General features: G+C 65.8%; 19 protein-coding genes. 8 read left to right on the top strand and 11 right to left on the bottom strand.

Features of this window, described 5'->3' with window-relative positions:
* Positions 1-164 precede the first annotated feature (164 nt).
* The 5 genes from BB28_RS10860 (at position 165) to BB28_RS10840 (ending at position 5,855) form a co-directional block, all read left to right on the top strand.
* Positions 165-563 (top strand): MmpS family transport accessory protein, encoded by a 399-nt coding sequence (locus tag BB28_RS10860; RefSeq protein WP_052399513.1) that lies wholly within the window; start codon positions 165-167, stop codon positions 561-563.
* Entirely contained in the window at positions 560-3,583 is a 3,024-nt protein-coding gene (locus tag BB28_RS10855) for an MMPL/RND family transporter (protein ID WP_046253517.1), read from the top strand. Before BB28_RS10860 ends, BB28_RS10855 begins: the two co-directional genes overlap by 4 nt.
* A 67-nt stretch (positions 3,584-3,650) precedes the next feature.
* Positions 3,651-4,553, top strand: a complete 903-nt coding sequence (locus BB28_RS10850; protein WP_046253516.1) for a class I SAM-dependent methyltransferase — start codon at positions 3,651-3,653, stop codon at positions 4,551-4,553.
* A 190-nt stretch (positions 4,554-4,743) separates the two neighbouring features.
* Positions 4,744-5,079: an RNA polymerase-binding protein RbpA gene (locus BB28_RS10845; protein WP_005061379.1), complete on the top strand. Its 336-nt coding sequence runs from the start codon at positions 4,744-4,746 to the stop codon at positions 5,077-5,079.
* A gap of 77 nt (positions 5,080-5,156) precedes the next feature.
* Positions 5,157-5,855 carry an SDR family NAD(P)-dependent oxidoreductase gene (locus tag BB28_RS10840; protein ID WP_318278473.1) on the top strand — a complete coding sequence of 233 codons (699 nt, stop codon included), beginning with the start codon at positions 5,157-5,159 and terminating at the stop codon, positions 5,853-5,855.
* A 12-nt stretch (positions 5,856-5,867) separates the two neighbouring features.
* Here BB28_RS10840 and BB28_RS10835 read toward each other — a convergent pair whose 3' ends face one another.
* The 7 genes from BB28_RS10835 to cobN all read right to left on the bottom strand — a co-directional run bounded on the left by BB28_RS10835 (position 5,868) and on the right by cobN (position 15,068).
* On the bottom strand, positions 5,868-6,629 hold the full coding sequence (locus BB28_RS10835) for a polyprenol monophosphomannose synthase (protein WP_046253514.1): 762 nt from the start codon (positions 6,627-6,629) through the stop codon (positions 5,868-5,870).
* A 5-nt stretch (positions 6,630-6,634) separates the two neighbouring features.
* Entirely contained in the window at positions 6,635-8,440 is a 1,806-nt protein-coding gene (gene lnt / locus BB28_RS10830; RefSeq protein WP_046253513.1) for an apolipoprotein N-acyltransferase, read from the bottom strand.
* The gene (locus tag BB28_RS10825) at positions 8,433-9,968 is read right to left on the bottom strand and encodes an amidohydrolase (RefSeq protein ID WP_046255742.1); all 1,536 of its coding nucleotides are present in this window, start codon (positions 9,966-9,968) and stop codon (positions 8,433-8,435) included. The genes lnt and BB28_RS10825 overlap by 8 nt, the downstream gene beginning before the upstream one ends.
* Positions 9,969-10,060: 92 nt before the next feature.
* On the bottom strand, positions 10,061-10,573 hold the full coding sequence (locus tag BB28_RS10820) for an FxsA family protein (RefSeq protein WP_046253512.1): 513 nt from the start codon (positions 10,571-10,573) through the stop codon (positions 10,061-10,063).
* A gap of 51 nt (positions 10,574-10,624) precedes the next feature.
* The gene (locus BB28_RS10815; protein ID WP_046255741.1) at positions 10,625-11,026 is read right to left on the bottom strand and encodes a PPOX class F420-dependent oxidoreductase; all 402 of its coding nucleotides are present in this window, start codon (positions 11,024-11,026) and stop codon (positions 10,625-10,627) included.
* Positions 11,027-11,036: 10 nt separating this feature from the next.
* The gene (locus tag BB28_RS10810; protein ID WP_046253511.1) at positions 11,037-11,441 is read right to left on the bottom strand and encodes a PPOX class F420-dependent oxidoreductase; all 405 of its coding nucleotides are present in this window, start codon (positions 11,439-11,441) and stop codon (positions 11,037-11,039) included.
* A 9-nt stretch (positions 11,442-11,450) separates the two neighbouring features.
* Positions 11,451-15,068, bottom strand: a complete 3,618-nt coding sequence (gene cobN, locus BB28_RS10805) for a cobaltochelatase subunit CobN (RefSeq protein WP_046253510.1) — start codon at positions 15,066-15,068, stop codon at positions 11,451-11,453.
* Positions 15,069-15,101: 33 nt separating this feature from the next.
* On the opposite strand from cobN, the gene cobG reads away from it, so the two are divergent.
* The 3 genes from cobG to BB28_RS10790 are packed head-to-tail and all read left to right on the top strand — an operon-like array spanning position 15,102 to position 18,361.
* Positions 15,102-16,250, top strand: coding sequence for a precorrin-3B synthase (gene cobG / locus BB28_RS10800; protein WP_046253509.1), 1,149 nt, complete (start codon positions 15,102-15,104; stop codon positions 16,248-16,250).
* Between the two features lie 9 nt (positions 16,251-16,259).
* The gene (locus BB28_RS10795; protein ID WP_046253508.1) at positions 16,260-16,886 is read left to right on the top strand and encodes a precorrin-8X methylmutase; all 627 of its coding nucleotides are present in this window, start codon (positions 16,260-16,262) and stop codon (positions 16,884-16,886) included.
* Positions 16,883-18,361: a precorrin-2 C(20)-methyltransferase gene (locus tag BB28_RS10790; protein ID WP_046253507.1), complete on the top strand. Its 1,479-nt coding sequence runs from the start codon at positions 16,883-16,885 to the stop codon at positions 18,359-18,361. The genes BB28_RS10795 and BB28_RS10790 overlap by 4 nt, the downstream gene beginning before the upstream one ends.
* Here BB28_RS10790 and BB28_RS10785 read toward each other — a convergent pair.
* The 4 genes from BB28_RS10785 to BB28_RS10770 are packed head-to-tail and all read right to left on the bottom strand — an operon-like array spanning position 18,333 to position 21,729.
* On the bottom strand, positions 18,333-19,061 hold the full coding sequence (locus BB28_RS10785; protein WP_081252372.1) for a cobalt-precorrin-6A reductase: 729 nt from the start codon (positions 19,059-19,061) through the stop codon (positions 18,333-18,335). The two genes, BB28_RS10790 and BB28_RS10785, sit on opposite strands and share 29 nt — an antisense overlap.
* A gap of 9 nt (positions 19,062-19,070) precedes the next feature.
* Positions 19,071-19,826, bottom strand: coding sequence for a precorrin-4 C(11)-methyltransferase (cobM, locus tag BB28_RS10780; RefSeq protein WP_046253505.1), 756 nt, complete (start codon positions 19,824-19,826; stop codon positions 19,071-19,073).
* A complete protein-coding gene (locus BB28_RS10775; protein ID WP_046253504.1) occupies positions 19,823-21,025 on the bottom strand; it encodes a bifunctional cobalt-precorrin-7 (C(5))-methyltransferase/cobalt-precorrin-6B (C(15))-methyltransferase in 1,203 nt (400 codons plus the stop codon). The genes cobM and BB28_RS10775 overlap by 4 nt, the downstream gene beginning before the upstream one ends.
* Positions 21,004-21,729, bottom strand: a complete 726-nt coding sequence (locus BB28_RS10770) for a decaprenylphospho-beta-D-erythro-pentofuranosid-2-ulose 2-reductase (protein WP_030095634.1) — start codon at positions 21,727-21,729, stop codon at positions 21,004-21,006. Before BB28_RS10770 ends, BB28_RS10775 begins: the two co-directional genes overlap by 22 nt.

The raw sequence follows: 21,729 nt of genomic DNA, 5'->3' as shown, positions 1-21,729 counted from the left end.
CGAGACAGTTCGAGCTCATCTGGAATCATCTTGACCACTAACGATGCTGTGCCTGCCGTGTCATTCCGTGGAGTTCGGACTGTACCCGTCTGATTGGCAACACGAAGGGTGTTTCAGATGACTTTGTTGATCCCCCCGAAAGTAGCTCCATGAGAAACGCCTGGGTGTATCTCGTTGTGCTGGCGGTGCTTACCGTCGCGGCCTTGTTCATCCTCAAACTGCGCTCGAGCGAGATCCCGGATGAGGCGGCGGGGACGGTGAGCCGTCTCCCCACGTTGGGCACGCTGTCCGAACGGACGATCCAGTACGAGGCCGTCGGTCCCGACGGAACCCCGGCGACGGTGTCCTATCTCGACGACGAAGGCCACAACCAAAACGTCAACACCGTCCTGCCATGGCAAGAAGCACTGCGCACCGTGGAACCTTCGCTGGTGACGAGCATGGTCGTGCAGTCCAACAGCTCTGGGGTTGGATGCCGGATCACCGTCAACGGCAAGGTCCGCGATGAACAAGTCGCAACCGCCAGTGGCGGGATCGCAAGCTGCAAGGTGCAGGTCGCATGAAAAAAGACGAGAGCGAAGCAGTTACGGGGCCCATACCCGCGCCCGGCGACGGTAACGGGTTCTCCGATCGATCACGGGCATTTGGCAAGCGGCTACGCAACGAATTCTCCGTGCCGTTCCGCCGAGAGACCTACGCCAGCACCGACACCGGACAGCACAGACCGCTGTACGCACGGCTGCTGTACGGACTGTCCATCCCGATCGTCGTGCTGTGGGTGCTGCTCGCCTGCGGCCTCAATGCCGCTGGGCCCCAACTCGAGAAGGTGATCGAGGGACACGCGTTGTCCTTCTTGCCCGACGAGGCCTCCTCGGTGCAGGCCCTCTCCAACATGGGCAAGTACTTCGGAAACGGCGGCACCAACAACTTCGTCGCCGTGCTGGCCGAGGGAGACAAGCCGTTCGGCGCGGAGATGCACGGCTACTACGCCGATCTGATGGAGAAGTTCAAGGCCGACAAGAAGCACGTCGTCACAACGATCGATCTGTGGTCCGACCCGTCATTCGCCCCGGCATTCGAAAGCCAGGACCGCAAGGCCTCTTTCAGTTATCTCAACCTCGCCGGAAACATGGGCACGGCGCTGGCCATGGAATCCACCCAAGCGGTGCGCGACATCGTCAAGGCCTACCCGCCCCCAGCCGGGGTCAAGATCTACGTGACCGGACCTTCCGCGGTCGTGAACGACGAACTACTCGCGATCAACCGCTCGATTCTGCCGATCATCATCGCGTGCGCCATCTGCATCACCATCATCATGTCGCTGACCTACCGTTCGCTGTTCACGGCGGCGATGCCGCTACTGGTCGTGGCGGTCGCGCTGGTGACCGCCCGTCCAATCGTCGCCCTGCTCGGTGAACGCGGGATCATCGGCATCTCCATATTTGCGTCAAGTCTGTTGGCCGGCATCGTCCTTGGCGCGGGAACGGACTACGGCATCTTCCTGCTCGGCAGGTATCAAGAAGCACGACGGGCGGGCCAGGACCCGACCACCGCCTACTTCACCGCGCTGTCGAGTGTGCAGCGCATCATCTTTGCCTCCGGGCTGACAGTGGCGGGCGCGACCGCCTGCATGACACTCACTCGACTCGCGGCGTTCTCCACGTCCGGCCTGCCCTGCACCATCGGCATCCTCACCGCCCTCGCCGCGGCGTTGACCCTCGGCCCCGCACTGCTGGCGATCGGGTGCAGGCTCGGACTGTATGAGCCCCGCGGAGATCGGGCCATCCGCCGCTGGCGGCGCATCGCCACGCACGTGGTCCGCTGGCCCGGCCCCGTACTCGCCGGCAGCCTCGCCGTACTCGCGCTCGCGATTCTCGTCCTACCGACATATGTCATCAGCTACAACGAACGGGCGGCACAGCCGGCCAACACCGAGGCGAATCTGGGCCTGGACGCCGCGGATCGGCACCTGCCGCCGAACATGCTGAACCCGAACCTGCTGTTCGTCGAATCCGATCACGACATGCGTAACTCCGCCGACCTGATCGCGCTCGCCAAGCTGACCAATGCCGTCTACAGCGTGGACGGCGTGCAAGCGGTGCAGGGCATCACCCGCCCCCTCATATCGCCACTGCCCCAGGGAACCCTGACCTATCAAGGCGGGTACATCGGCGAACGCATGTCCCAAATCGCCGAAATGGTCAGCACACAGCTCAACGGCATCGCCAGAATCACCGGCCAGATCGATCAGCTCTCCGTCGGCGTCAAGGTGGTCCTCAAGGACCTCCGAGTCACCCAACGGGCCGTCGACCTTCCCGGCGGCGGGGGCCAGGCCACCCGGGCGCGCCTCATCGACCTATTGAAGATGGCGAAGGGCATTCACAATGAGATGCAGCCCATGCTCGCCGCCGGCATCGACACGGCGGGACAACTGGTCGATATGGTCCCGGACTGTAAGCAGCTGCTGCCCTGCAATACCGCGCTCACCGGCCTGGCCGTTCTCGACGGACTCAATCAGGCCGGGGGGCGAAAGTTCGAAGATCTCGTCGACGCCTCCCGCGTGGCCTCGGAGTCATTGCCGAACCTGGTGGCACAAGTTCAGCTCCTGGACCGTTTCCTCAGCGACGCGCAACGAACACTGACCCCCATCCGCGGCATGGCGGACTCGCTGCTCGTACAGATGAACGAGGTCACCCAATTCCTGCGTGAGATCGCCGACACCTATATGAAGGGAGACCCGAGCGGGTACTTCTTCCTTCCGAGCCAGGCCTTCGAATCCCCGTTGTTCCAGTCCGCACTCTCCGTCTTCTTCTCACCGGACGGCAAGATCACCCGAATGCTTGTCATGGGCGATGTGAACTCGTTCAGCAGAGAGAGCATGGACTACAGCGCGAAGATCATCCCCGCGGCGCAATCAGCGCTCAAGGGCACCTCACTCGGCGGGAGCCAGGTGAGCATCGGAGGCGCCGGCGGCACGCTGCTCAACATCGCCGCCTTCGCCAGGGAGGACTTCATCACCAGCGCCGTGGCGGCCTTCGCATTCGTGTTCTGCGTGGTCCTGCTGCTGCTACGCAGCTTCGTCGCCGCGATCGCCGTCGTTGGCACCGTGGGGTTGTCGTTCCTGTCCGCGTGGGGTCTGAGTGTCGCCATCTGGCAGCACGGTGTCGGCCTGCCCTTGCACTGGGCGGTGGCGCCATGCTCCTTCATATTTCTTGTCGCGGTCGGCGCCGATTACAACCTGCTGCTCGTCGCCCGATTCAAAGAGGAGCTCCGCGCCGGAATCAAGACCGGCATCATCCGCTCCATGGTGGGCACCGGCAGCGTGGTCACCACAGCGGGCCTGATTTTCGGTTTCACGATGTTCGCGCTGATCGCCGGCTACTCCAGCACACTCGCACAGATCGGCACCACCGTCGGCGTCGGACTCCTGCTCGACACACTCATCGTCCGTTCACTCGTCATCCCCTCCATCGCGACCATTCTGGGCCGGTGGTTCTGGTGGCCCATGCGAGTGCCGTGCCGCGCATTGCGAGAAACGGATCCGGCATTGGTTGGCCCAAGACACAGTGCGAGCCAGGCATAAAAAGGAAATCCGTGTACAGAAATTGCAGAATTGGTAATTGTCGTCCACCAGATTTGGAAGACCGGGTATGAGTGCGAATAGTCGCCGCCTTGATCGTCGGGCGAGTTTTACGGCGCAATCCTGCGCCGCGCAGCGCGCGGCCGAGACGATGCAATCACCCCGCCGGCGTCTCCTTAACGATCCCTACTCGCGCCATTTCATCCGCAGCCCGCTATTACGCGCCTGTTTGATTCATCCGCTGGTGGCCCGCGGATTTATCGGGGTACTAAAATCCGTATTCGGCGCCGCAGGTCACTTCTTTTTGGTATTGCGGGTGCGCTATACCGATGACGTCCTCAAGAAGGCCATCGATGACGGCGTTGATCAACTCGTGCTCCTGGGCGCGGGGTTCGACACCACCACCTTGCGCCGCGTCGCGCACGGCCCGATCACGATCTTCGAGGTCGACGCACCGACTACCCAGGCGGACAAACGAGCCGTCATGGAACGGCTCCAACCAACCGACAGCAACGATGAAATCGTGTGGGTTCCTTGCGATTTCGAACACGACATACTCCGCGAAAGACTCCTCGCCAGCGGATTCGATCCCACCCGGCCAAGCCTATTCGTCTGGCTCGGCGTGACTGCCTACCTCACCCAAGACGCACTCGACGCGACACTTGCCGACCTCGCGACGGTCTGCGCGCCCGGAAGCCTGCTGGTTTTCGACTACCTGGACACCAGCGTCGTCACGGGCGGAGACAACAAGTCGGTGCGCGCTCGGCTATGGACCGAAGCGGCGGCACGGTTCGGCGAGCCGTACCTCACCGGTCTCACCGCAGCCGACGCCGACGCACTGCTGGCCTCGCACGGATTCCAGTGCCGCCAGCACCTGACCACGCTCGAATTACTGCGGCATTACGCCCCGGCATATGCCAGTCGATCACCTGCCGACGGCCGGGCAGCGATCACCACTGCGCAGCGCACCTGACCCTGCGCTCGCCACACATCCGCGATCCGAAGCGGTGACGGCCACAACGGCGTTCACCAGCTATAATGAGGGCCACAACCTGCATGAACAGGGAACTAATGCCCCGGGTACGGCGTTGAGCTAGACAGCCACCAGCAATTTGAGCGCGGGATCCGATCGCAGAGACCCGCAGTGAAGAGGAGAAGTACACATGGCAGATCGTGTTCTACGAGGCAGCCGACTCGGTGCCGTCAGCTACGAAACCGATCGTGACCACGACCTGGCGCCTCGCCGCATGGCTCGCTACCGCACCGAGAACGGTGAAGAGTTCGACGTTCCCTTCGCCCACGACGCCGAGATCCCGGCGAACTGGGCATGCCGCAATGGCCTGGAGGGCACCCTGCTCGACGGCGACGTGCCCGAGCCCAAGAAGGTCAAGCCCCCGCGCACGCACTGGGACATGCTCCTGGAGCGCCGCAGCGTTGAGGAGCTCGACGAGCTGCTCAAGGAGCGTCTGGAACTGATCAAGGGCCGTCGCCGGGGCTAGAACCACCCGCCCTGATGAGTGCCTCCGACAGGTCCGTCTCGGGCTCAGCCGTGCTGATCACCGGTGCCGCCAGTGGCATGGGAAAGGCCACGGCGCGGATTTTCGCCGAAGACGGCGCGTTTGTCGCGGTCACCGATCTTCGGCTGGAGGATGCGCAGGCGGTCGCGGCCGAGATCGGTGAGTCCGCGGTGCCGTGGGCGCTGGATGTCACCGACGAGGCACAGATCATCGAGGTCGTCGCGGCGGTTGCCGAGCGGTTCGGCCGGCTGGACATTGTGGTGAATAACGCGGGTTTCGCGGCGTTCAGATCACTTGATGACCCCGACTACGGCAGCACCTGGGATCGCTCACTTGCCGTGCATCTGACCGCACCCCAACGGATCGTGCGTGCGGCGCTACCGTTTCTGCGCAACTCCCCCGCCCCGCGCGTGGTGAACATCGCCTCGACGGAGGCTCTCGGCGCCACGCCATATGACAGCCCGTACGCTGCGGCCAAAGCCGGTCTGGCCGGCCTGACCAGGAGTTTGGCGGTCGACCTGGGGCGGGAGGGAATCACCGTGAACTGCATCTGCCCGGGTCCCATCGATACCGCGATGACGGCAGCGATCTCGGCTGAGGACAAGGACACCTATGCGCGCAGGCGCACCGCACTGCGCCGTTACGGCCGCGCCGAGGAAGTCGCACACATGACGTTGAGCGTGTGCCTACCGGCCGCCTCGTACCTCACCGGCACGGTCATCCCCGTCGACGGCGGCCTGATGGCCCGCAATGCGTGAGGACTGACTCGCTCAGCGATTGATGCCGCGGGCCCGGTCCAGACGGCTTTGCACGCCCCATTTGGTCACCTTGACCAGGGCTTCGTTGATGATGGACCCACTCATCTTGGATTCGCCGATCGCGCGTTCGGTGAAGGTGATCGGCACCTCGGCAACCTCGAAGCCGTGCGCGATGGTGCGCAGGGTGAGGTCGATCTGGAAGCAGTATCCGTGCGATTCCACCGCCGCCAGATCCAGCTTCTCGAGCACTTCACGCCGGTACGCGCGATAGCCCGCGGTGATGTCGTGCGGCTTCACACCCAGCACCAGCCGGGCATATACGTTCGCACTCCGGGACAGCACCAGGCGCCGCCACGGCCAGTTGACGACGGTACCGCCGGACACGTAGCGAGATCCGATCGCCAGATCGGCTCCGGCGTCGACGGCGTCAAGCAGCCGGGACAGCTGCTCGGGTGCGTGGCTGCCGTCGGCGTCCATCTCCACCAGCACCGAATACTGGCGCGCCAGGCCCCAGCCGAAGCCCGCGATGTAGGCCGCACCGAGGCCACCCTTTTCCTTGCGGTGCATGACATGTACGCGGTCTGGGTCGGCGAGCGCGGCTTCGTCGGCCAGTTCGCCGGTGCCGTCCGGGCTGCCGTCATCAACGATCAGCACGTGCACATCGGGTTGCGCCTTATGCAACCGACCAAGGATCAGCGGGAGATTCTCCCGCTCGTTGTACGTCGGAATGATCACCAGGGTCCGGGCGCTCGGACGTTCGGTCACGGGATCCACTCCGGTCAGGTCTCCTTAATCGGTGAGGCCGGTTCTACCTCATGTTTGGGCCTCTTCAGCCCTCCATTGTGCAGTATCGCCAGGCCAGCCGAGGCCAGGACGGCAAGTCCGGCGATCAGCGCCAGCGCCCACTCCACCCACGGACCCCATTGCGTGGCCGGTGTCACGTCGTTGTGCAGCCGCACCTGCATGTCGATGTAGGCCGGTTCGAAGAACTTGGTGCGCCCCGCATCGACGCCGTCGGGAGAGATAAACGCGCTGATCCCGGTGGTGCCGACGACGATGACTTCCCGGTCGTGCTCGACGGCCCGCACCTTGGAGATCGCCAGCTGCTGTTCACTCATCGCCGTACCGAACAAGGCGTTATTGCTCGGCACGGTGAGTATCTCGGCACCGTTCAGGGTGGACTGCCGCAGCGCCCGGTCGAACAGAACCTCCCAGCAGGTGGCAACACCGATCTTCACGCCGCCCGCCGTGACCACGCCGTTGCCGTCTCCGGGGACGAAGTATCCGGCCCGGTCCGCGTACTTGGAGAAGTGCGCGAAGAAGCTCCGCCACGGTAAATACTCACCGAATGGCTGCACGATCTGTTTGTCGTGACGCTCGCCGGGGCCGCTGTCGGGATCCCAGACGATCACCGAATTTATCGATTTGGGCTGTTCGGGGGTGGAATCTGGATGCCGCAGCACGCCGCCGACCAGGATGGGAACACCGATGGCCTGCGCTGCCTCGGTGATTGCCTCAGCTGCGTCGGCGTTGCGGATCGGGTCGATGTCCGAGGAGTTCTCCGGCCACACCACGAACTGCGGCGCCGGGGCCTTGCCCGCCTTCACGTCCGCGGCCAGCAAGAGCGTTTCCTTGACGTGATAGTCGAGCACGGCGCGCCGCTGTGCGTTGAAATCGAGCCCCAGCCGGGGCACGTTCCCCTGCACCGCGGCGACGGTGACGCTGCGCCCATCGGTGGCACCGTGGCTGGCGTGTCGAACCTGCTGCCAGCTCACCGCCATGGCAAAGAGGACCAGGCATACGCACGCTCCGGGCAGCAGCACCGAGGGCACCGGACGTGCACCGCCTGGTCCCACCGAGGGGCTGCGCCACCAGCGGTACATCTCAATGCCGAGCGCAGTCACCGCGAACGCGCCCAGGGCCACCGTAAAGGACACCAATGGCGCTCCCCCGTACCGGGCCAGGCTCAGCATCGGACCATCACCCTGACCGAAAGCGACTCGGCCCCATGGGAATCCGCCAAACGGAACACTTGCCTTACCCCATTCGGCGGCAGACCACGCGGCGGCGAACCATAACGGCCAGCCCGGCAGCCGGCGCACGGCGACGGCCAACACACCGAACAGGGCGACCCAGGTCGCGCACAGCAACGACAGCGCCAGCCACGGGACGACGCCCACCAGCTGGCCCGTCCATGGCAGCAGCGGAACGTAGAAGGCGAGACCGAACAGCAGCCCGTACCCCAGCCCACCGCGCAACCTGGTGTTCGACGACCACAGCACCACACCCAGGATGGACAGCGCCGGGAAGGCCGCCCACCAGAAACCCCAGGGCGGGAAGCTCGCGCACAACAGGAGACCGCCGATCACCGCCGCACCCTGGCGGGGCGCCGCGCGCAGCCAGGCCCGGCCGAACGCGATACCGCGGGCACGCACCGCCGCCGCGAAGGCCGCGCCACGTGAAGGCCCGGTTTTCCCCGTAGCCTCCGGCTCCGCGTCGGCCGGAACGTCGGTTGCCTCGGCCAGATCGGTCACGTCCTGGTCGACAGTCTTCTCAACAGACTCGTCGAGAGTTTCGTCAGCCATGGATCACCGTGCCACGGTGCACAGTTCGTAGACACTTGGGAAGCACAGCGGTGGCGTCCGATAGGTCCGGGAGGGCGGGGACACGCGAGCGTGGGTCGGTAGACCACCGCTGGACACCCGGTTGGCTGGTGTTGATGGTCAACTCCCCCGTCTCCCAAATCGCATAGCTGGCAAGTGCTCCCGGGGTCAGCGTGCCCGTGGCACCGTCATGAACCCCCTGAGCACGCCAGCCGCCTCGGGTCGCGGCGCCGAACGCCGCGCGGACCGAGACGGAACTGCTTGGGGTGCGGTGATGAGCTGCCGCCCGCACCGTCACCCACGGATCCAGGGGCGCGACAGGGGCGTCAGAACCGAACGCGAGGGGCACGCCTTGGGATGCTAACAGCGCCAGCGGGTTTAGCTGAGTACCTCGGTCCGCGCCGAGTCGTTCCGCGTACATACCATCGGGGCCACCCCAGAGGGCGTCAAAGGCCGGTTGCACACTGGCGATCACCCCGAGGCGACCAAGCTGCTCGGCCTGTGCCGCCGAGATCATTTCCAGGTGTTCAAGGCGGTGTCCGCACCGAGCCACGGCCGGTATGCCGTGCCGGGTCGCGACACGGTCCAGCGCGTCGATCACCTGAGTGACAGCAGCGTCACCGATCACGTGGAAGCCAGCGGTGATACCGGCCTGCGTGCACGAGTCCAGATGCGTCTCAACTGTTTCGGCATCCAGATGCATGGTGCCGCAGGTGTGCGGCGCATCGTGATAGGGCTCCTGCAGCCAGGCGGTGTGCGATCCCAGCGCTCCGTCGACGAAGAGGTCGCCAGCCAGACCGGCGGCCCCCGTCAACGCGATGAGCTCGCGCGCGTGCTCGGCATCGCGCGCCGGCTCGCCCCAGTATCCGGTGACCTGCACACCGTGTTCGGTGGCCAACAATTCGCGGAAATCATCCAAACCACTGATCTCTGGCCCGCCGCACTCGTGCACCGACACCAGGCCCAACGATGCCGCACTGTCCAGTGCCGCGCGCCGCGCTGTCGCCCGTCCATTGACGGAGAGTGCACCGCGCGCATGTGCCCGTAACAGGTGGTGAGCCGCACCGGCCACCGGATGTTCGGGATGAAATCCCGTTGCCCCGGCAAGCCCAGGTACTTGCTGCCGCAGCGCGGTCGACGCCGCAGCCGAATGCACATCTATCCGGCTGAGATAGACGGCCCGGCCAGGCGCGGCCCCGTCGAGATCGGCGGTGGTCAGCGGCTGCCGCTCGGGCCATCGCGATTCGTCCCAGCCATGCCCCCAGATCACCTCATCGGAGTGCTCGCCGGCGTACGCGGCCAGTCGGGCCAGGCACTGCTCCCGGGAAGACATCCCGGACAAGTCGAGCCCGATGAGGGACAGTCCGATGGCGGTGAGATGAACATGGGCGTCGACGAACGCGGGCGCGACAAAGGCCCCCTCCAGGTCGACGACGTCGGCGTTGGGGAACTCGGCACGACCGAGGTCGTCCTCGCCGATCCAGCTGATGACATCGCCGGTCACGGCCATCGCGGTCGCCGCCGGATGCGACGGGCTATGCACGCGCGCATTGACGAGCAGTTGAGTCTGCACTCGCTAATTCTGCCGGGTTCGGGCGGTGTCTACGCAGGCAGGTCGTGGCCGGGACGGTATCGCCGAGACGGTCCGGCTTGCTCGTCACTCACGTCGATGACCTCACCATCGATGTAATCGACGGTGCCCGCCCGTGTTTGAGCACCGTGGAAGGCGCCGTATCCGGCGGGTATGACGGTGATGAGGGGCGCACGCCTACTCAGCTGGCGGGCCGCGACCAGAGTCAGGACCGGCCGTAGGACCGCACGGGTCGGAGGCAGCAGCATCAGCAGCCCGATGGCCGAGGAGACCAGTCCGGGAATCACCACCGCAATGGTTCCGAGCGCGATAAGCGCACCGTCGGCGACAGCCCCTCCCGGGGATCTGACTCCACGTCGCAGCTGATCAACGGCGCGTCGAGCCTGAGAGCCGGCAAGTATGAGACCGACCACGAAGGCGGCAAGGACGGCGATGATGGTCCAGCCGATACCCACCGCCGAGGTCAACGCCACCAGGGCGGACACCTCCACGATCACGTACAGCAGAAACAGACCAGGCCACATATCCGGTCAACGAGCCGACCCCTCGCCGGGTTCCCGACTCACCGCCGCGGTTCAGGCGGTGACGGCCAAGCCGATGGTGCCGCTGCTGCCGCGACGCACGATGCTCGCCTTGACCAGCACCCAGCCCAACAGGCCGTACTTGCGGGTGATGGCCGCGCGTGCTCGCTGCGTGCCCTCGGTATCCAGGACGCGCGCGGTGCCCTCGATCTCGCCGCTGCGGACATTGCCGCGCACATCGCAGATGGCCAGCGAGACCCGCGGGGTGTTGCGGATCCGGCGCACCTTCCAGGATGTCGTCTCGGTCCACACGAGAAGTTCACCGTCCTCGGGCGCCGCCCAGACCGCGGCAGGTTTGGCCCGGCCGTCCTTGGTGTAGGTGGTCAGCAGGACATACTTGGCAGCACAGACTTCGTCGAATGTCGGCACCGGGAGGTTCGCACCCATGCCGAACAGTCTAGAAACCTCAGGGCGCTTCCGGCGCACCGAGCGTCACTGAGATCCCAACCCTGGCGCCGTTGCGCCGGTCCAGCCAGGCGGTCACGATCCGGCTGGCCAGTCCGTACCGGCCGACCACCGCCGACCGAATACGCGCCACGGACGCCGGATCCTCGACGATCACCGCGGTGGCGTCGGCGGATGGACTGATCACCCTGCCACGCTGGGTACAGACAGCAACCCGCACCTTCCGGTTACGCCGAATCCGTCCGACCTTCCAGGTGTTGGCGCTTGTGGTCAGCAGAAGCTCGTCGCCCTCTGCCACGAAGCCCATCGGAGTCGGCTTGGGCACACCGTCTTTGGTGAATGTGGTCAACAGGATGTAGCGGCCCGCCGCCACCGTGCCGATGTTCAAGCCGATATCCCGGGCCATGCTCCGATGCTACGACTCCAACTCGCCCTCGGTTTCCAGGAACACCGCACGCAAATCATCCAAAACTTGCTGATCGGGTTCTTCCCAGAGACCCCGGCTGGCTGCCTCCAACAATCTCTCGGCAATCCCGTGAAGAGCCCACGGGTTCGACTGCTGCATGAACTTGCGATTCTGCTCGTCGAGCACATAGCTGTTGGTGAGCTGCTCGTACATCCAGTCGGCCATCACGTTCGCGGTGGCGTCGTATCCGAACAGGTAGTCGACGGTGGCGGCCATCTCGAATGCACCCTTGTAGCCGTGCCGCCGCATCGCCTCCAACCACCGCGGGTTCACCACACGTGCACGGAAAACCCTTGTCGTTTCTTCAGATAACGTGCGGGTATGCACCGCGTCGGGCCGGGTGTTGTCGCCGATGTATGCCGCCGGCGCCTTGCCGGTGAGCGCTCGCACCGCGGCGACCATGCCACCGTGATATTGGAAATAGTCGTCCGAGTCGGCAATATCGTGTTCACGGGTGTCGGTGTTCTTGGCCGCCACCGCGATCCGGCGATACTGATGACGCATATCCTCACTGGCAGCCGCACCGTCCAGTCCGCGGCCGTAGGCGAATCCGCCCCACGCTGTGTAGACCTGCTCCAAATCCGAGTCGTTGCGCCAGTTTTGACTATCGATCAGCTGAAGCAGTCCCGCGCCATAGGTGCCGGGCTTGGAGCCGAAGATGCGCATGGTGGCGCGGCGCCAATCTCCGTGTTCGGCACGATCAGCCTCGGCGTGCGCCCGTAGATAGTTCTCCTCGGGAGATTCGTCGAGTCCGGCCGCCAGAGCGACGGCGTCGTCGAGCATGGTCACCACGTGCGGGAAGGCGTCGCGAAAGAATCCGGAGATCCGCACCGTGACGTCGATGCGGGGGCGCCCGAGCTCCGACAAGGAGATCGCCTCGAGGCTCACCACGCGCCGGGAGGCGTCATCCCATACCGGCCGAACTCCCAGGAGGGCAAGAACTTCGGCAATATCATCGCCGGAGGTCCGCATCGCCGAGGTACCCCAGATCGAAAGCCCGACGGAGCGCGGCCAGTCGCCGTAGTCGGCGCGGTATCGCTGCAGTAGCGAGTCGGCCATGGCCTGCCCGGTCTCCCAGGCCAACTTCGACGGAACCGCCTTGGGGTCCACCGAGTAAAAATTGCGTCCGGTCGGCAACACGTTGACGAGTCCACGCAGCGGCGAGCCAGAGGGCCCGGCCTCAATGAATCGGCCATCAAGAGCACGAAGCACCGCGTCGATCTCACCGTTGGTACCGTCCAGCCGGGGCACCACCTCCGTCGCCGCGAATCGCAGGATCAATGCGACCTGAGGGTCGTCGGTGAGTTGACCGACCGCATCCGGGTTCCAGCCTGCGCCCTGCAACGCAGCCAACAGCGAGTGTGCTTGCTGATCAATCTCATCCACCCGCGCACGGTCATCGGTACCGTCCTCGGCCAGGCCGAGCGCCTGACGCAAACCCGGCACCGACTGCTCTCCGGCCCACATCTGCCGGGCGCGCAGGATCGAGAGCACCAGATCAACCTGAGCGGCACCCGTGGGGGCACTGCCCAGGATGTGCAGGCCGTCGCGGATCTGCACATCCTTGATCTCGCAGAGCCATCCGTCGACATGCAGCAGCATGTCGTCGAAGACGTCCTCGTCGGGGCGCTCTTCGAGTCCCAGGTCGTGGTCCATCTTCGCCGCACGCATCAGCGTCCAGATCTGCTGGCGGATGGCCGGCAGTTTGGCCGGATCCAGCGCCGAGATATTCGCATGCTCATCGAGAAGCTGTTCCAAACGCGCGATATCCCCGTAGGTCTCGGCGCGCGCCATGGGTGGGATCAGATGATCGACCAGAGTCGCGTGTGCGCGCCGCTTGGCCTGGGTGCCCTCGCCCGGGTCGTTCACCAGGAACGGGTAGATGAGTGGCAAGTCACCGATCGCGGCATCGGTGGCGCAATCTGCCGACAGACCAACGGTTTTGCCGGGCAGCCACTCCAGGTTGCCATGCTTGCCCAGGTGCACCAGCGCATCGGCGCCGAACCCGCCCTCTTCGCGTGGGGCCGACAGCCAGCGATACGCGGCCAGATAATGGTGACTCGGCGGCAGATCGGGATCGTGGTAGATGGCCACCGGGTTCTCGCCGAACCCGCGAGGCGGCTGCACCAGCAGCAGGGTGTTGCCTGCCTGCAAGGCGGCGATCACGATATCGCCGTCGGGGTTGACACTGGTGTCCACGAACAGATTGCCCGGCGGCGGCCCCCAGTGTTCGACGACCTGCTCGGCAAGACCGGGCGCCAGCCGTGAGAACCACTCCCGGTACTGACGTGCCGGGACACGAATCGGGTTGCCCGCCAGCTGGTCTGCGGTAAGCCAGTCCGGATCTTGGCCGCCTCGCTCGATGAGAGCGTGCACCAGGGTGTCACCATCCCCGTCCGTGGCGGGTCGACCGGTGTCGGGCAGTCCGGGGATGTCGCCGTCGGCGCCCACGTCGTAGCCGGCCTCACGCATCGCGGTCAGCAATGCCACCGCGCTGGCCGGAGTGTCCAGTCCCACCGCGTTCCCGATCCTGGCGTGCTTGGTGGGGTACGCGGAGAACACGACGGCGATCCGGCGTTCACCGGCGGGGATGGACCGAAGTTTTGCGTGCCGCAACGCGATACCCGCCACCCGAGTGCAGCGCTCCGGGTCGGGAACATAGGTGATGAGGCCGTCGCTGTCGATTTCCTTGAACGAGAAGGGCACGGTGATGATGCGCCCGTCGAATTCGGGCACCGCGACCTGAGTGGCGACGTCCAACGGACTCATGCCGTCGTCGTTGGCCTCCCAATCACCTCGGGGGCTGGTCAGGCACAGCCCCTGCAGAATCGGGATATCAAGGGCGGCAAGATGGCCGACATTCCACTCATCGTCAGCTCCTCCGGCTCCCACAGCCGCCGGGGTCGCGCCGCCCGCGGCCAGCACGGTGACCACCATCGCGTCAGCGGCGGCGAGCGTCTCCAGGAGTTCCGCCGGCGCGGTGCGTAGCGAGGCGCAGTACACCGGAAGCGCCCGACCTCCGAGGTTTTCAATGGCGGTGCAGAGAGCGTCTATGTATGCGGTGTTCCCGGCCAGCTGCTGAGCGCGGTAGTACAGCACCGCGACGGTGGGACCATCAACACTCCCGGTCGCGCGCTCCAGCACTCCCCAGGCCGGGTTTGTCGTCGGCGGTTCGAAGCCGATACCCGTCATCAGGACGGTGTCGGACAAGAAGGCATGTAGCTGCTGCAGATTGACCGTCCCGCCCTCGGCCAGGTACCGATGCACCTGTAAGGCGACGCCGCCCGGAACGGTCGAGCATTCCATGAGTTCAGCATCGGGAGCCTGTTCACCAGAGACCACCACGGCCGGCACTCCGGAGGCGATGACGGCGTCGATGCCCTCTTCCCAGCCGCGGCGGCCGCCCAAAAGCCGGACAACCACCAACCCCGTCCCCTCCAGCAGGCCCGGGACGTCGTCGACGTGGATACGAGAAGGGTTGGCCCATCGATAGTTCGCACCGCTGGCGCGCGCGCTCAGCAGGTCGGTATCCGATGTCGACAGAATCAGGATCGGGGCATTGCTCACAGGACATTCGTACCGTAGTCCTACGGTGAGTAGGTGACCCGCTCCTCAGCCGACGACGCGTGCCCCGGTGCGCTGCGGTTACATGAGGCGGCCGACGGAGCGCTGGCGCGCATCCGGCTGCCCGGCGGAATGCTCTCCTCGGCACAGTTGGCCGCGTTGGCCACCGCAGCAGGTAACCATGGCGCACCCGTTTTGGAGCTGACGTCCCGCGGCAACGTTCAGCTTCGATCGATCCGGGAGACGGACGCGGTGGGCAGCCTGTTATCGGACGCCGGGCTGCTGCCGTCGCCGAGCCACGAACGAGTGCGCAACATCGTGGCCTCGCCGCTCTCGGGGCGGGCCGGCGACTTCCCCGATGTGCGGCCGCTGGTCCTCGCGCTCGACCATGGACTGATCACAGCTTCCGCGCTCGCCGACCTGCCGGGCCGCTTCCTGTTCAGCCTCGATGACGGACGCGCAGACATGGCCACCATGGGTGCGGACATCGGGCTCGGCCATGGACCGGACGGCTGGCGTCTCCTCCTCGATGGTCATGCCACTTCCACGTGTGTCACCGACCCCGACACCGCCGTCGACCACGTGCTCGCGGCGGCGCAGACCTTTGTAGAGATTCGGGGAAACGCGTGGCGCGTCCGGGAGCTGCCGGACGGGGCCAAGACCCTGGCCGCAGCGATCGACGCGACACTGATCGCGGGCCCGGGCGAAGCAGGGCCCGCGCCGCACGCGCCCGTGGGATGGATCGAGCAGTATCCCGACCACGAGTTGGTGACGCTGGGGGCCGCCGTTCCGTTGGGCCAGCTGCCGGCTCGGGTGGCGGCACTGCTGGCCGCCGCCGAAAGACCCGTCGTCATCACCCCATGGCGGTCGGTGCTGCTGTGCGATCTGCCCCACGAGGACGCCGATGCGGTGCTGCGGGTGCTGGCACCTCTGGGCCTGGTCTTCGACGAGCGCTCCCCCTGGCTCAATGCCAGCTCGTGCACCGGGCTGCCGGGGTGTGGACGCTCACGAACCGATGTCCACGCCGACGTGCGGCTCGAAGTCGCCGAAGAGATCGCCAGCGGTATCCATTCGCCGGTACATCGGCATTGGGTTGGGTGTCCACGGGCCTGCGGATCCCCCAGCACAGGCCAGGTGCTGGTGGCGACGGAGCTGGGTTATCGACCGCTCGAGCGGCACCCGTAGGGTTAGCGCGTGCTGGACTACGTGCGAGACGGAGCCGAGATCTATCGGCAATCGTTCGCGACCATCAGGGCCGAGGCAGATTTGTCGGCCTTCCCCGATGACGTCGCGCGTGTGGTGGTCCGGCTCATTCACACCTGTGGGCAGGTGGATTTGCCCGGCGAAATCGCCTTCACCCCCGATGTGGTGACGCGCACCCGAGCGGCACTGAATGCGGGTGCCCCCATCCTGTGCGATTCGTCGATGGTCGCGGCCGGGATCACCCGCCTGCGTCTGCCCGCGGACAACGAAGTGGTGTCCCTGGTGGCTGATCCGCGCGCCACCGACTTGGCCCAGCGCACCGGTACTACGAGATCTGCTGCTGCGGTGGATCTTTGGTCCGATCGACTACCGGGATCGGTGGCCGCGATCGGGAATGCTCCCACGGCGCTATTTCGCATACTCGAACTCATCGACGAAGGTCTGGCACCCCCGGTGTCCGTCCTGGGCGGCCCGGTCGGTTTCGTCGGTTCGGCACAGTCCAAGCAGGAGCTGATCGACCGTCCCCGTGGCATGGACTACCTGTTGGTGCGAGGGCGGCGCGGCGGCAGCGCCATGGCCGCCGCTGCCGTGAATGCGATTGCGAGCGAGAAGGAATGAGCAGAGGAACGCTCTGGGGTGTGGGCCTGGGCCCCGGTGATCCCGAACTGGTGACCGTGAAGGCGGCTCGCGTGATCGGCGAAGCCGACGTAGTGGCATTCCACAGCGCACGCCATGGCCGCAGCATCGCCCGCTCGATTGCGCAGCCGTATCTGCGGCCCGGCCAGATCGAGGAGCACCTGGTCTACCCGGTGACCACCGAGACCACCGATCACCCGGGCGGATACCGCGGCGCGATCGATGACTTCTACGAGGAGTCCGCGAATCGAATTGCCGCCCATTTGGATTCAGGCCGAAACGTGGCGCTGCTCGCCGAAGGCGATCCGCTGTTCTACAGCTCGTACATGCATATGCACCGCCGCCTGACCGACAGGTTCGACGCGGTCATCATCCCCGGTGTGACGTCGGTCAGCGCCGCATCAGCCGCAACGGGTACGCCCTTGGTCGAGGGCGACGAGATCCTGACGGTCATCCCCGGCACCCTGCCCGCCGACGAGATCGCCCGCAGGCTCAGCGATTCGGATGCGGCAGTCATCATGAAACTCGGACGCTCCTACGGCGCCGTCCGGCAGGCGTTGGACACCGCCGGCGTGCTGGACCGTGCCCACTACGTGGAACGGGCCAGCACCACGCAGCAGCGGGTACTGTCCGCCGCCGATGTCGACCCGTCTTCGGTGCCCTATTTCTCACTGGTCCTGGTTCCCGGGGCGCAACCCCTCGGCGACACCGCGCAGGACGGAATGGTGACGGTGGTCGGTTTGGGCCCCGGCCATCATGATTGGACCACCACCGAAGTACGGCACGAACTGGCCCTCGCCACCGATCTCATCGGATACGGGCCGTATCTGGATCGTATCCCCGCTCGCGACGGGCAAATCCGTCATGCCAGCGACAACCGTGACGAGCCCGCACGCGCCGAACTGTCCTTCAAGCTCGCTGCGGGTGGCCGCCGGGTGGCCGTGGTGTCCTCGGGGGACCCGGGTGTGTTCGCGATGGCGGCGGCGGTGATGGAAGAGGCCCGAGCGTGGCCCGATGTCACGGTGCGGGTGCTTCCGGCGATGACGGCGGCGCAGGCCGTCGCCAGCCGGGTCGGGGCACCCCTCGGGCATGACTATGCGGTGATCTCGCTGTCCGATCGCCTCAAGCCATGGCAGGTCATCGAGTCCCGGCTACGCGCCGCGGCCGCGGCCGACCTGGTGCTGGCCGTGTACAACCCGGCCTCGAAGTCGCGCACCTGGCAAGTGGCCTCCATGCGCGACGTGCTGCTGGAACACCGCGCCCCGGCCACTCCGGTCGTACTGGGACGCGATGTCGGCGGCGCGGGAGAGTCCGTGCGGGTGACCACCCTGGGTGACCTCGACCCGTCAGCGGTGGACATGCGCACCCTGCTGATCGTCGGGTCCTCACAGACCCAGTGGCAGGACACCGATTCGGGACCTCAGGTGTTCACGCCTCGGCGATATCCCGCTCAGTGACCCAGTGCTGTGCCTCGTCCACGGTGGACACGGTGCGCACCTTCTCCGGCAGGGCCGGCCTGTCGATCATCACCACGGGAATGCCCAGTGCCGCAGCGGCTTCCAACTTCGCCGAAGTCATCGTTCCGCCACTGTTCTTGGTGACCAGCACCTCGATCTCGTACTGGCGCATGAGATCGGTCTCTTCCTCGAGTGAATAGGGCCCACGCGACAACAACAGATGGTGCCGCTCGGGCAGTTCGTCGGCGGGCACCGGCTCCACCACACGGATCAGGAACCAGGCGTCCGAGAACAGAAACGCCCCGATGCTGGAGCGCCCCGAGGTCAGAAAGACCCGTGAAAAGCCCTGTGCCACCACCGTGTCCTTGGCCTCGGCCGCCGAGCACACCACAGTGGCATCTCCCGCCGGCCAGGGTGGACGGCGCAGGATGAGGTGCGGGATACCCAGCCGGGCGCATGCCGCAGCGGCGTTCTCGGTAATCGTCGCCGCGAACGGATGCGTAGCATCGACCACCGCGTCAACACTGTTATCCGATAACCATTTACGTAATCCGACCTCTCCACCAAAGCCCCCGATGCGCAACTCGCCGGCCGGAACTGCCGGGTTACGCACCCGCCCCGCGAGCGAGGTGGTGACATCGAACCGGGGTGCCAGCCGCTCCGCCAGCTCTCGCGCCTCCGCCGAGCCGCCGAGAATCAAGATCTTCATCTAATGTGTTGCCCCTCTGCGACGTCCGGCCGAGTACAGGTAGCTATCCGTGAACCCCTCTGCCGCAAGCACCTTTCCGACGAAGATGACCGCCGTCTTGGTCACGCCCGCTTGCTTCATCTGCCCGGCGATGTCCGCGAGAGTGCCACGAAGGATGGTCTCCGATGGCCAGCTGGCATATGCGACGACAGCAACCGGCGTGCCCGGCGGATACCCCCCGGCGACGAGATCAGCTACCACATTGTCGATTTGGGCCGCGGCCAGGTGCAACGCCAGCGTCGCCCCCGGCGCCGCCAGGGTGCGCAAATCCTCGCCGGCGGGCATCGCGGTGGACAGCGTCGAGACCCGGGTGATTGTCACGGTCTGCGCGACACCGGGAACGGTGAGCTCGGCACCCAATGCTGCCGCGGCCGCGGCGAAGGCAGGCACACCCGGCACGATCTCGTGGCCGATGCCGAGGGCATCCAGTCGGCGGCACTGCTCGGCTACCGCACTGTAGAGCGAGGGGTCACCCGAGTGCAGCCTGGCGACATCCAATCCCTGTGCGTCAGCACTGGATATCTCACCGATGATGGCATCCAAGGTCAGTGGACCGGTGTCGATGATTCGGGCGTCGGGCGGGCACACCTCCAGCAGATCGGGCGGCATGATCGATCCGGCGTACAGGCACACCATGCACCGCTGCAGAATCCGCTGACCGCGCACCGTGATGAGATCGGCGGCGCCTGGTCCCGCACCGATGAAGTAGACGGTCATGACTTTTCCCCGGTCCATTGAGACACCGGCAGCCGGGACCTCCAGCTGGTGAAGGCTCCGAGCGGAGCCGCGTCCTCCACGCGGTAGCGGTGCAGCTCTCCCCCATGGCGGGAATACCAGTGCAATAGCAGCGCTTCAGACTCCGCGGTCACCGCGTTGATGACAATCCGCCCCCCGCTGGGCAGCCGGTCCCAGCACGCCTCCAGTAGACCGGCATTGGTCACACCACCACCGACGAAGATCGCGTCGGGGGGATCGGCCCTGTCGAAATCGCCAGGCGCCGCGGCGAAACACTCGACGTCAACGCCGAATTTCGTCGCGTTGGCCACAATCGCGGCCCGCCGCGATGGCTTGATCTCGAAGGCCGAGGCGCTACAGCCGGTGCCACTGCGGGACCATTCGATCGCGATGCTGCCCGACCCGGCGCCCACGTCCCAAAGCCGCTGCCCCGGTCGCGGCGCGAGTGATGCCAGCGTGACCGCCCGGATCTCCCGCTTGGTGATCTGCCCGTCGTGTTCAAAAACGTCCTCGGACAACCCCGCAACCAGTGGCAGCACCGCCACCCCCGCCGTCGGAACATATTCCACAGCAATGACATTCAATGCATGGCCGGGAGAATGGCCCCAATCGTGAGCGACCCCTTCCAGACGGTTCTCCGCGGCGCCGCCCAACTGTTCCCACACCGTCAACCGTGAGTCACCCAGCTCGGAGTCGGTCAGGGTCTGCGCCAGCTCAGCCGGAGTATCCGCGTTGCGGCTGAGCACGATCGCCCGACCGCCGTACCGCAGTGCGGAGGTCGCCGGCGCATTGACCAGGCTGATGATCTCCACATCGTTCACCGCCCATCCCATTCGGGCGCAGGCCAACGACACACTGGACACATGCGGTAGCACGTGCACCCGATCCGCGCCGAAGAGCCGGACCAACGTGGTGCCGATGCCATGCAGCATGGGGTCACCGCTGGCGAGCACATGAACGTCGCCGAGACCATCGAACATGGTGGACAACGCGGGCAACAGTGGCGAAGGCCATACCCGGCACTCGGCCGCCAGAGACTCTTCGGCCAGCAGTTCCAGCTGGCGTAGTGACCCGAATATCACTGAGGCGCGCTGTAATTCACGACGGGAACGCGTGGACAGTCCGTCGACACCGTCCGCACCTATCCCGATCACGGTAATCACCGCGGCATCCTGCGCCATAGAGATGACGGTACCCACCGCATGATGAATGCGAGCGTTCCCAGCGCACGCGGAATCCACACGGTGCGCTTCCCGCTGCGCAACGCGCGCACGGTCGCCTCCGCCACCTGGGGCGGTGTGCTCGCCAATGGCGCCGGTGACATGCCCGCCGCCATCCGACCGATCACGAAGCCGGGGCGCGCGATCAACAGATGCACGCCCGATCCGTGCAGGGCGTCGGCGAGCCCGCTCGCGAAACCGTCGAGCCCAGCCTTTGCCGATCCATACACGTAATTGGCACGCCGTACTCGCCATCCGGCGATCGAGGAGAACACCACCAGCGCGCCGCGCCCGGCACCGCGCATGCGCACAGCCAGCTGGGTCAGCAACGCCACCTGCGCCACGTAGTCGATGTGCACGATCGCCGCCGCGTGGCCGGCATCGGTTTCCGCCCTCTCCTGATCACCCAACAGTCCAAACGCGAGCACTGCCACGTCGATGGCTCCGTGCCGCTCAGTAAGGGCGGCCAGCACCGATTCGTGGGTGTCGAGCCGGTCGGCATCGAATTCGACGCAGTCGACGGCAACGGCCCCGGCGTCGCGGACGCGCCGTTCCTCGTCCTGCAGGTCACCGGCCCGGCGCGCCGCGAGGACCACGGTGTTTCCGGCGGCAAGACGAGTGGCCACCTCAAGTCCGATTTCGCTGCGTCCACCGAATATCACCAC

Origin of the sequence: Mycobacteroides chelonae CCUG 47445 (genome assembly GCF_001632805.1) — a bacterium.
In the GTDB taxonomy this organism is placed as follows: domain Bacteria; phylum Actinomycetota; class Actinomycetes; order Mycobacteriales; family Mycobacteriaceae; genus Mycobacterium; species Mycobacterium chelonae.
Note: the sequence above shows the minus strand (reverse complement) of the source record. Positions and strands in the feature narration are given on the sequence as shown.

Excerpts from the sequence above, each read along its gene's own strand:
- BB28_RS10840 (WP_318278473.1), top strand. The coding sequence starts at position 5,157 with ATGGGAAAGGCCACGGCGCGGATTTTCGCCGAAGACGGCGCGTTTGTC.
- BB28_RS10790 (WP_046253507.1), top strand. The coding sequence starts at position 16,883 with ATGAGCAGAGGAACGCTCTGGGGTGTGGGCCTGGGCCCCGGTGATCCC.
- BB28_RS10845 (WP_005061379.1), top strand. The coding sequence starts at position 4,744 with ATGGCAGATCGTGTTCTACGAGGCAGCCGACTCGGTGCCGTCAGCTAC.
- lnt (WP_046253513.1), bottom strand. The coding sequence starts at position 8,440 with ATGGCTGACGAAACTCTCGACGAGTCTGTTGAGAAGACTGTCGACCAG.
- BB28_RS10820 (WP_046253512.1), bottom strand. The coding sequence starts at position 10,573 with ATGTGGCCTGGTCTGTTTCTGCTGTACGTGATCGTGGAGGTGTCCGCC.
- BB28_RS10775 (WP_046253504.1), bottom strand. The coding sequence starts at position 21,025 with ATGGCGCAGGATGCCGCGGTGATTACCGTGATCGGGATAGGTGCGGAC.
- BB28_RS10850 (WP_046253516.1), top strand. The coding sequence starts at position 3,651 with ATGAGTGCGAATAGTCGCCGCCTTGATCGTCGGGCGAGTTTTACGGCG.
- BB28_RS10810 (WP_046253511.1), bottom strand. The coding sequence starts at position 11,441 with ATGGCCCGGGATATCGGCTTGAACATCGGCACGGTGGCGGCGGGCCGC.
- cobM (WP_046253505.1), bottom strand. The coding sequence starts at position 19,826 with ATGACCGTCTACTTCATCGGTGCGGGACCAGGCGCCGCCGATCTCATC.
- BB28_RS10825 (WP_046255742.1), bottom strand. The coding sequence starts at position 9,968 with ATGGCCGTGACCGGCGATGTCATCAGCTGGATCGGCGAGGACGACCTC.
- BB28_RS10855 (WP_046253517.1), top strand. The coding sequence starts at position 560 with ATGAAAAAAGACGAGAGCGAAGCAGTTACGGGGCCCATACCCGCGCCC.